Annotated in this window: 9 protein-coding genes and 2 pseudogenes; 10 read left to right on the top strand and 1 reads right to left on the bottom strand. The window is 35.7% G+C overall.

The window, feature by feature from the left end:
* The first annotated feature begins 124 nt into the window (after positions 1-124).
* From ACKI5B_RS00075 to ACKI5B_RS00060, 4 genes and pseudogenes are all read left to right on the top strand, one after another.
* Complete coding sequence (locus ACKI5B_RS00075; protein ID WP_407424913.1) at positions 125-1,252, top strand: DegT/DnrJ/EryC1/StrS family aminotransferase; 1,128 nt, start codon at positions 125-127, stop codon at positions 1,250-1,252.
* A gap of 22 nt (positions 1,253-1,274) precedes the next feature.
* Entirely contained in the window at positions 1,275-1,814 is a 540-nt protein-coding gene (gene pseH / locus ACKI5B_RS00070) for a UDP-4-amino-4,6-dideoxy-N-acetyl-beta-L-altrosamine N-acetyltransferase (RefSeq protein WP_407424912.1), read from the top strand.
* An 85-nt stretch (positions 1,815-1,899) separates the two neighbouring features.
* Positions 1,900-2,436 (top strand): GNAT family N-acetyltransferase, encoded by a 537-nt coding sequence (locus ACKI5B_RS00065; RefSeq protein ID WP_407424911.1) that lies wholly within the window; start codon positions 1,900-1,902, stop codon positions 2,434-2,436.
* 2 nt (positions 2,437-2,438) lie between these two features.
* Positions 2,439-2,840 (top strand): annotated as a pseudogene (locus tag ACKI5B_RS00060) (GDP-mannose 4,6-dehydratase); the annotation flags it as partial.
* A 55-nt stretch (positions 2,841-2,895) separates the two neighbouring features.
* Here ACKI5B_RS00060 and ACKI5B_RS00055 read toward each other — a convergent pair.
* Positions 2,896-3,405 (bottom strand): integrase core domain-containing protein, encoded by a 510-nt coding sequence (locus ACKI5B_RS00055; protein ID WP_407424910.1) that lies wholly within the window; start codon positions 3,403-3,405, stop codon positions 2,896-2,898.
* Here ACKI5B_RS00055 and ACKI5B_RS00050 point away from each other — a divergent pair.
* The 6 genes and pseudogenes from ACKI5B_RS00050 to ACKI5B_RS00025 all read left to right on the top strand — a co-directional run.
* On the top strand, positions 3,385-3,777 hold the full coding sequence (locus tag ACKI5B_RS00050; protein WP_407424909.1) for a glycosyltransferase: 393 nt from the start codon (positions 3,385-3,387) through the stop codon (positions 3,775-3,777). The genes ACKI5B_RS00055 and ACKI5B_RS00050 overlap by 21 nt on opposite strands.
* Before the next feature lie 18 nt (positions 3,778-3,795).
* Positions 3,796-4,161: pseudogene (locus tag ACKI5B_RS00045) on the top strand (glycosyltransferase); the annotation flags it as partial.
* A 134-nt stretch (positions 4,162-4,295) separates the two neighbouring features.
* The gene (locus ACKI5B_RS00040) at positions 4,296-5,723 is read left to right on the top strand and encodes an ABC transporter permease (RefSeq protein ID WP_407424908.1); all 1,428 of its coding nucleotides are present in this window, start codon (positions 4,296-4,298) and stop codon (positions 5,721-5,723) included.
* The gene (locus ACKI5B_RS00035; protein WP_407424907.1) at positions 5,724-7,019 is read left to right on the top strand and encodes an ABC transporter permease; all 1,296 of its coding nucleotides are present in this window, start codon (positions 5,724-5,726) and stop codon (positions 7,017-7,019) included.
* Between the two features lie 19 nt (positions 7,020-7,038).
* Positions 7,039-7,848, top strand: coding sequence for an outer membrane lipoprotein-sorting protein (locus tag ACKI5B_RS00030; protein WP_407424906.1), 810 nt, complete (start codon positions 7,039-7,041; stop codon positions 7,846-7,848).
* A 2-nt stretch (positions 7,849-7,850) separates the two neighbouring features.
* Positions 7,851-8,999: hypothetical protein (locus ACKI5B_RS00025; protein WP_407424905.1), on the top strand; the 1,149-nt coding region annotated here is incomplete at its 3' end.

Genomic DNA, 8,999 nt, shown 5'->3' with positions numbered 1-8,999 from the left:
CTATAATTTCAGAATTTGAACATTAATTGCCAGAAGTTCGTAAACGAAAAGTCGGTTGTAATATAATTTTTTACATATAAACTTAAAATACAATAATTGTAATTGATATAACAAGGAGACCACAATGGCAATACAAGTTCTTAAACCAAAATTTCACGTAGAAGAATGTCTTGAAGGCGTAAGAGAATGTCTGGAAAAGGGCTGGACAGGAATGGGCTTTAAGACCGTTGAAATGGAAGAGGAATGGAAAAAATACACTGGGCATAAATATGCTTATTACCTGAACTCTAATACTGTAGGACTTCATCTTGCAGTAAAAATCCTTAAAATGAATAACGGCTGGGCAGATGGAGATGAAATTATTTCTTCACCTATTACATTTGTTTCTACAAACCTTGCTATAGCATATGAAAATATGAAGCCGGTTTTTGCAGATGTTGATGATTATCTTTGTATGGACCCTGTTGATATTGAAAAGAAGATAACTCCTAAAACACGTGCTATAATTTTCGTTGGTTACGGTGGAAGAGTTGGTCAGCTTGATAAAGTAATTGAAATCTGCAAGAAACACAATCTTAAGTTGATTCTGGATGCAGCCCATATGTCTGGAACAAAAGTTAATGGTGTTTGCCCTGGTACTTGGGATGGAATTGATGTTACTGTTTACTCTTTCCAGGCTGTAAAAAACCTTGCTACCGGTGACAGTGGTATGATTTGCTGGGCAGATGAAAAATCTGCTGAAATGACAAGGATGCTTGCATGGTGTGGAATTAACAAAGATACATATGCACGTTCTAACAAAGGAACTTATGCATGGAAGTATGATGTAGATTACATTGGTTATAAATACAATGGTAATGCTATTATGGCTGCTATTGCTTTGACCCAGCTTAAGTATCTTGATGAAGAAAATGCACGCCGCCGCCAGATTGTAAATATGTATAATGAAGGATTTAAGAATAATCCTAAAATTAAGATTGTTCCTGCCCCACATGCAGATGAATGCAGCTATCACCTTTATGAACTGATTGTTCCAAATCGTGAAGAACTTTTGAATAAGCTTTCTGATGATGGAATTAATTGCGGTGTACACTACCGTGATAACACAGAATATAGTGTATTTGCATTTGGTGATGGACAGGCTCCTAAGGCACGAGAAGTTAGCCAGCACTTAATCACAATGCCATTACATATGTGGCTTACTGATGATGATGTTAGGACAATCATCGAAAAAGTAAATCAGTATGTTTAATTAACTTAAGACGGTTAAAAACATGGAAAAAAATAATATACAATTAGAAGTAAAATTACGACCTTTAGCCTTAAGTGATACAGATAATATCGTAAAATGGCGAAACTCTCAATTTGTAAAAAATAATTTATTTTCACAAAATGATTTAACCGTCGAACAACATGTTAATTATTTTAATAATGTAGTTTCAAAAGGAAAGTGTTATCAATTTATTATTGAAGCTAAAATTGGAATGGAAACTCTTGATATTGGAACTACATTTATTAAAAATATTGACTTTGATAATCGAAAAGGTGAGTTTGGAATTTTTATCGGTGAAGAAAAAGCCCGGGGGAAAGGTTGTGCTAAACTTGCAATTAAAGAAATTTTGCAAATTGCATTTAATGAATTAAATTTAAATAGATGTTATTTAGAAGTATTATCAAATAATCAAACAGCAATTAAACTTTACAAAAAAGTTGGATTTCAGATAGAAGGTACCCTGCATCAAGATTATATTAGAAATGAAGAAACATATGATGTTATATTAATGGCAATACTAAAAGAAAACTATATGAAATAAAAGAAACTAGTATTCTGAGAATATAATTGAAAACAAAACTAAAGATTATTTACTTAGAAATAATTGATTAAGGAGAAAAACAATAATGCGAATTGTTTTGAGACCTATAAAACTAGAAGATGGTGCTAACATTGTAAAATGGAGAAATACTCCAAGTGTTAGAGCACATTGTCTTAATCAAAATCCTATTACACTTGAATCTAACGAAGAATTCTTTCACAAAAATGTTGAGACTGGAAACTATCAGCAATTTATAGTTGAGCGCGATATAGAAGATTTAGGCGTTGCCTTTTATCCTATTGCTACGGTTTACCTGAAAGATATTGATCATACAAACAATCTCTGTGAACTTTGTATTTTTACAAGTGATGATGAAGAATGGAATACTGAAAGCCAGGCAATTGCTGTAAAAATGCTTTTGAAAAAAGCATTTGAAGAATTAAATATGCATAAGGTTTATTCTTATGTTTTCTATAAATTTCTTGATGAAGCAGGTTTGCTGGAAAAGGCTGGTTTTACGAAAGAAACTATTTTGAACAAAGAAGCTGTAAATGCTGATGGTGAGTATGAAGATATTGTACGATTTGCCATTACTGATGAAGAATGGAGAAAACAAAAATAACAATGGCAAGAAAACTTCATAATATTCTTATTACAGGCGGAGCCGGATTTATCGGTTCAAATTTTATTCATTATCTTTTTGGCATGTCTTCTGCAGAAGGCAATCTTTTTAACGATGCAAACTTTGACGGCACTGTTGTAAACGTGGACTGTCTTACATACGCTGGAAACCTTGAGTCTTTGAAGGACGTTGAGGCTCAGTTTGGCGGTAAGCGCTATTTCTTTAAAAAAGTAGATATTTGCAACCGCGAACAGATTGAACGCATTTTTAAGCAGTATGATATTGATACTGTAATTCACTTTGCGGCAGAAAGCCATGTTGACCGTTCAATACTCGGTCCAGAAGCTTTTATGAAAACAAACGTAATGGGAACTTTTACCTTGCTTGATGTTGCAAGAAACTACTGAAAGAAGGAAGACGCGGAAAGTTTCAAGATAGTTGTCGCATAAAATTATAACATTATGCAGATTTTTTTGCTGCATTTAATACTTCAAACTCTGAGATTTTGTATTGCCGGATTTTATCCGATGACCAGCGCAATGGATTTTTCTCACGAGCTTTTCTGATCACTTCATTGCGATTTGCAAAAAGCGCGAAGTGTTCGCCACATCTTTTTTGCATTGGTGTTATGAACTGAAGACCTGAATGTTTGTGCTCGAAATTATACCAGTGAAAAAAATCGGCAAACCATTTTCTTGCATGTTCCAGGTTTGTAAAATATTTTGGATATCCGCATTTATATTTTAATGTTTTGAAAAATGATTCAATGAACGGATTATCATCACTTACTCTTGGCCGTGAAAAACTTGGAACAATTCCAAGCTGATAATAAAGGGCAACAAGTGTAACACCTTTCATCGGATTTCCGTTGTCAGAATGAACAAAATCCGGATGTGCATTTTCTTTACGGCAGGCATATTCAAAAAGCTCGCGGGAATGTTCTGTTCCGTGTCTAAATCTGAGGCTCATTATATAGGACCTCAGATTAAAATGGTACGAAAGGTTTATGAGCAGTGTGATAAGATTTTAATCAGTTCAAAGGGCTTCGAAAAATCCATTTGCGAAAAAGGTGATTTTAAGGATAAACTAGTTTACTTCCCTAACTGGGCAGAAGAAGTAAAAGGTAATGTTCCATCAGATTTTGATATAAAAACTATAAAACCATTTAATGAAGAAGGCAATTTTATAATTCTTTTTGCAGGAAATATCGGAGAAGCACAGAATCTTGATGCAGCGATAGAAGCTGCAAAAATATTGAAAGATGAAAAGAAAATCAAGTTTGTTTTTGTTGGTGATGGAAGAAGAAGAGAACATTTACAGAATCTTGTGAAAGAATATTAGCTTGACGAAACTGTATATTTCCCCGAAAGATTCCCGATTGAGACTATGCCTGTTTTTATGAACGCAGCTACGGTACTACTGTTCTCTCTTAAAGATGAGTTATGCTTTAATTTGACGGTGCCAGTCAAAGTTCAGTTTTATATGTCTCAGGGAAAGCCGATTCTTGCTATGATTAATAGTGACGGAGTGGAACTTGTAAAAGAAGCAGAATATGGAATGGCGGTTGCGGCTGGTGATTATAAAGGCCTTGCGGAAGCAATAAAAAAGATGTCTGCGATGGATAATAAGGAACTTTGCACTTTTGGAGATAATGGGAAGAAGTTTTATAACGAAAAGTTCAGAAAGGAACTTAGATTGGAGCAGTTGAAAAAACTTTTGAATTAATATGGATTTTATAGATAATCTTACAGAAACAAACCATAAAAAAAAGATTAAAAACCATTATACAGCAAAGTAATGAATTGATGGTTGCCTAAAATCATTGAAAACAACAATATTTTTATATATACTTTAATTCTATGCTTCTCTATCTTGCATTTAAGAACATCATTTCCAGGAAAAGTTCTTTCGTTATTATTCTTTTCATTGCCTTTGCAGTCATGCTTCTTGTTGTTACAAATTCTGTTTTTGACAGCACGGAGCATGGTGTTCAGGAGACTTTTGTCTCAAGCTTTACTGGGGACATCGTTATCCGCCCAAAATACAAATCTCCTCTTTCCCTTTTTGGTGATGAAACTCCTGTCACAGGAAAACTCACTGAACTTCCAAATCTTGTCCCATACAGTGAAATTCACAGTTTTTTAAGCGAAAATCCTTCAATATCAGATTTAGTTCCCCAGGTTTCAGGTCTTTCCCAGCTTTCAAGTGACAGTGAAAATTCAAAGTGTTTTATGTTTGGAATCCCAGCCGGAAAATATCTTTCCCTCATGAAGTCAATTAAAATTCTTGAAGGAAATCCCTGGAAAGACGGTGAAAAAGGCATAATGCTTTCAAAAAACTATGCCGCAAAAATGCAGGCAAATGTCGGTGATACACTCCAGTTTGCAATCAGCGAAGGCTTTTCTTCAAGAATCCGCTCAGTTCCGCTCACGGCAGTTTATGAATATTCAGTTGAAAATGCCATCCTTGATAAAATTGTCCTTACAAATCCTGAAACAGTGCGTGCAATCATGGATATGTCAGATTTTTCTTCTTCAAGCCAGGAAGAACTTTCCGAAGACATGAAAGCTATTCTTGATAACTCAGACCTTGACTCGCTTTTTTCTGAAGCAGAAGATTTGACTGAAGGCGTTCAGACAGAAGAAGTAACTGCTTCTCAGGAAGATTATATTTCACTTCAAAACAGTTATTCAGATTCTTCTTCATGGAATTTTTTAATCTGTACTGTTTCTGATCCTAAAAAAACAAAACAAATCATAAAATCCTTAAACCGCACATTCAGACAGAATGACTGGCCTGTCGAAGCGGTAAACTGGAGAAGTTCTGCAGGAAACACTGCCTTTTATCTTTATATTCTCCGCCTTATTTTAAATATCGGAATCATAATCATTCTTGGTGCAGGCTTTATCGTCGTAAACAATACTCTTGTCATAAATGTTTTAGACAGAATCCGTGAAATCGGCACAATGAGGGCAATCGGAGCAAACAAACGCTACATCACAAAAGAATGTGCCGCAGAAACCCTCATCATGGCTTTTATTGCAGGAATTTCAGGCTGTATCTTGGGAATAATCGCTTCAAATATCATTTCAGCCCTTCACATAACTTTTTCAAATTCATTCCTCATTCAGCTTTTCGGAGGAGCAGTCCTGCACACTACAGTAAATTTTTCTAATCTGCTCTCAGCTTTTTCACTTGCAATATTCATAGGACTTATCGCATGGATTTATCCGCTTATCAATGCAATCCGTGTAAATCCGGTTGAAGCAATGCAGGGGGTCAAATAAATGTATCAGACAAAACTTGCACTCCGCTCACTTTTATACAGAAAAACTCAGTATATTTCACTTTTCTTAGTCTGCATGGTCGGTGTTGCAATTTCACTTGCCGCAATTGCAGTAAGCACAGGAATGATAAACTCACTCAATCATAAGGCAAAAATCTATTACGGCGGCGATTTTACCCTCATGTGTGCAAAAGATTCAGGTCTTGCCATTTATGATTATGACAAAGCAATCGAACTTGTAAAAACGCTTCTTCCTGAAGATGCTGAATTGTCTCCGCGTCTTGATTTTGATGCACGTCATTCTTCATTTTATTTTGAAGGCACACAGGCTTTACAGCAGACAATCAAAGGTATTCAGATTCAAAACGAAAAAAAATTGATTTCTTCCCTGAAATTCACAGAAGGCGGGGTTGAAAATCTTTCCGGAATAGAACAGTCCAACTGGGTTTTCATTTCGCTTCCAATCGCAAATATGCTGAATGTTCACATTGGAGATGAAATTACTTTCCAGCTTCAAACCACAGATGATTATTTAAATACTGTAGGTGTTGTAGTGCAGGGGATTTTTCAGGATTCCAGTGTATTCGGCATGTACACCTCTTACATGGATTTTGATTTCCTAAAACAGGCCTACGGAAGGCCACAGAATTTTGCAAACCGTATCTGCGTTAATTTTCCAGAACGGAATATTAATCAGAAAAATCTTGATGATTTTTATGATTCTTTATCTGCTTCCCTTAATATGTTTCCCAAAATTTCTGATAAAGATGATTACACTGATGCAGTAAAAAATGAATTTGAAACAGAAACCTGGGGCTTTATCCCGCTTTCAGCAAATTTAACTGATGTAGAAATAATGCAGCTTGCAATGGATGCTGTAATCACGTTTATTGTTCTTATCCTCACTCTCATAATCATTGCAGGAATCGGAAGTACTTACCGGGTTCTGATTATGAAACGCATTAACGAAATCGGCATTTACATGGCTGTCGGTATGAAAAAGCACTCAATAATCGCAACTCTGCTTTTTGAATCATTTCTGCTTTTAGTAATCGGCTGCCTTTGCGGATTGATTTTAAATACTCTTTTCTGCTATTTTATTTCACTTTTTGATTTTTCATTTATTCCGTCTTTTGATATGTTTCTTGAAAGCGGTAACCTTAAGCCCAGGTTTGATGTTATTAAGAGTGTTACAGTGATTGTATCAGTCATCACGGTAACCTTACTTGCAGTGCTTTATTCAACACTGAAATCAATCAAAATAATGCCTGTTCAGGCCCTTGCGGTCACAGAATAGCATCAGCTGGAGGTATTTTATGAAACTTACTTCAAACCTTAAAAAATCAGCAGTTCTGCTTTTTACTTTTTTTTCTATTTCTTTTTCATCTTTTGCAATCGCTCCTAATGTAGCTTCTGCGCTTCTTCAAAAAGCAGAAGATTCCACAGCCTTTTACGGAACAGATTTTACGGCAAGTTATGAAGTCATTCAGAAAAAGCCCGGTGAAGGCACAAGCACGACAAATGCTAAAATTTACCGCCGTGACAACGAATCAAAATGGACTATTTTAATCACAGCTCCTTTAAAAGACAAAGGCAAAGGCTATCTTCAGACTGACAGTAATATCTGGTTTTATGACCCTGCTGATCACAGATTTACTTTTTCAAGCAGCAAAGACAAATTCCAGGGAACAAACGCAAATACATCTGATTTTGCACCCCAGCATTATGTAAATGACTATAATATTGAATCTGCCGAAGAAGTAAAACTCGGTTCCTTTGACTGTGTTCTTTTTACATTAAAGGCAAAAACCAAATCTGTTGATTATCCTCAGATTAAACTCTGGGTTACCAAAAATGACGGCTTAACCCGCAAAAAGGAAGATTACTCTCTTTCAGGTCAGCTTCTCCGTACTTCTGCAATTCCTTCCTATCAGAAAGTTGAAGGAAACGGCCGATCATATCAGATTCCTGTCAAAATGATTATTCAGGACAATTTAAGAGGCAAAAAAATCAACGGTAAAATGAATTACGAAAGCACTGCCATTTCTATTTCAAATGCAACACTTGAAAAACAGGATGATGCCGTGTACACTAAGCCATATCTTGAATTGATGAGTGGCAAGTAACTGTGTTTTCTTCAAAAAAAATCTTTTCTTACATATTTTTTATTCTTTTAACTTCAATTGCTTTTTCACAGTCGTCAGATTCAGAAGGTGAGTTTGACGACTTTGATTCTATTTTTGAAACTTCCCAGGATGTTGATGAGCCTGTTGTCACAGAAGAAGTTGTAGCAGGTGCAAATTACAATGTTCAGCTGGGTTCAGTACAGTTTCCAGTTGAAGTTTCCGGTAATTTAAATGCAGAATTAGGCGGTGCTTATGTCCGTGAAGACGGGGTAAATGATGCCACCTTCTATTTTGATTTTAAAAATTATGCAAATTTTATAATCCGTCCCGATAAATATCTGGCTTTAAAAGGCACAATAAAATCTTCAATGCCTGCCGACAGCAGCGACTCTGAATCAGAGCAAAAGTATCATAATCTTCTTTATGTTTATGAACTTTATTTTGACTATCTTTTCTGGGATAGTGTCTATATAACTGCCGGTAAAAAAAAGAGTGTCTGGGGAAACATCCGGCTTTTTTCTGATTATTATGATGAATCAGAAAGCATTTCCACCACAACCACAGCTTCTACAGATGATACTGAAACTGATAACATTGATGATGCCCAGTATACTAATATTCTGTATGATTCAAGAGATTATGTCTCAGGTATCATAAGAATTCCTGTCGGAAATCATACTTTTACAGCCCTTGCAATGTATGATGAATCTGATACAGTAAGTTCTTCAAAAACTGTAAACATGTCTCTGGCTGCAAGTGCAGAATTTGTTTTCTGGGGAACTTCCGTTAATTTTTTTGGCCGTCGTTTCAGATTAAAAGAACCAGAAGATGCTCCTGCAACCTATGAAAAAAAGCTTCCTATTGTGGGTCTTGAATTAAAAAGCACTTTATTCGGCTTTGATATATACGGACAGAGTATGGCACGAGTGGCAGACGGTACAAAAACAAAGGAACTTTTCAGCTCAAAATTTGAAGATAAATCAGTTTTTAACCGTGTTATTTCAACAGTCGGAACTTACCGGCTCTGGTCAGAAAATGCCCCTTACTTTGGATTCAATGCAGAATTCCAGAATATTTACCGCCCGAACCCTGCAAGCGATGAAACTTTTTTTACAAACCGCTTTGCAGTCCAGCTTGGCATGGCAAAAATA

Origin of the sequence: Treponema sp. (assembly GCF_045657965.1) — a bacterium.
Taxonomy (GTDB): Bacteria; Spirochaetota; Spirochaetia; order Treponematales; family Treponemataceae; genus Treponema_D.
Note: the sequence above shows the minus strand (reverse complement) of the source record. Positions and strands in the feature narration are given on the sequence as shown.

Bases quoted from the DNA above. Each gene is read 5' to 3' on its own strand.
- pseH (WP_407424912.1), top strand. From the start codon at position 1,275: ATGGAAAAAAATAATATACAATTAGAAGTAAAATTACGACCTTTAGCC.
- ACKI5B_RS00030 (WP_407424906.1), top strand. From the start codon at position 7,039: ATGAAACTTACTTCAAACCTTAAAAAATCAGCAGTTCTGCTTTTTACT.
- ACKI5B_RS00075 (WP_407424913.1), top strand. From the start codon at position 125: ATGGCAATACAAGTTCTTAAACCAAAATTTCACGTAGAAGAATGTCTT.
- ACKI5B_RS00055 (WP_407424910.1), bottom strand. From the start codon at position 3,405: ATGAGCCTCAGATTTAGACACGGAACAGAACATTCCCGCGAGCTTTTT.
- ACKI5B_RS00035 (WP_407424907.1), top strand. From the start codon at position 5,724: ATGTATCAGACAAAACTTGCACTCCGCTCACTTTTATACAGAAAAACT.
- ACKI5B_RS00040 (WP_407424908.1), top strand. From the start codon at position 4,296: ATGCTTCTCTATCTTGCATTTAAGAACATCATTTCCAGGAAAAGTTCT.
- ACKI5B_RS00065 (WP_407424911.1), top strand. From the start codon at position 1,900: ATGCGAATTGTTTTGAGACCTATAAAACTAGAAGATGGTGCTAACATT.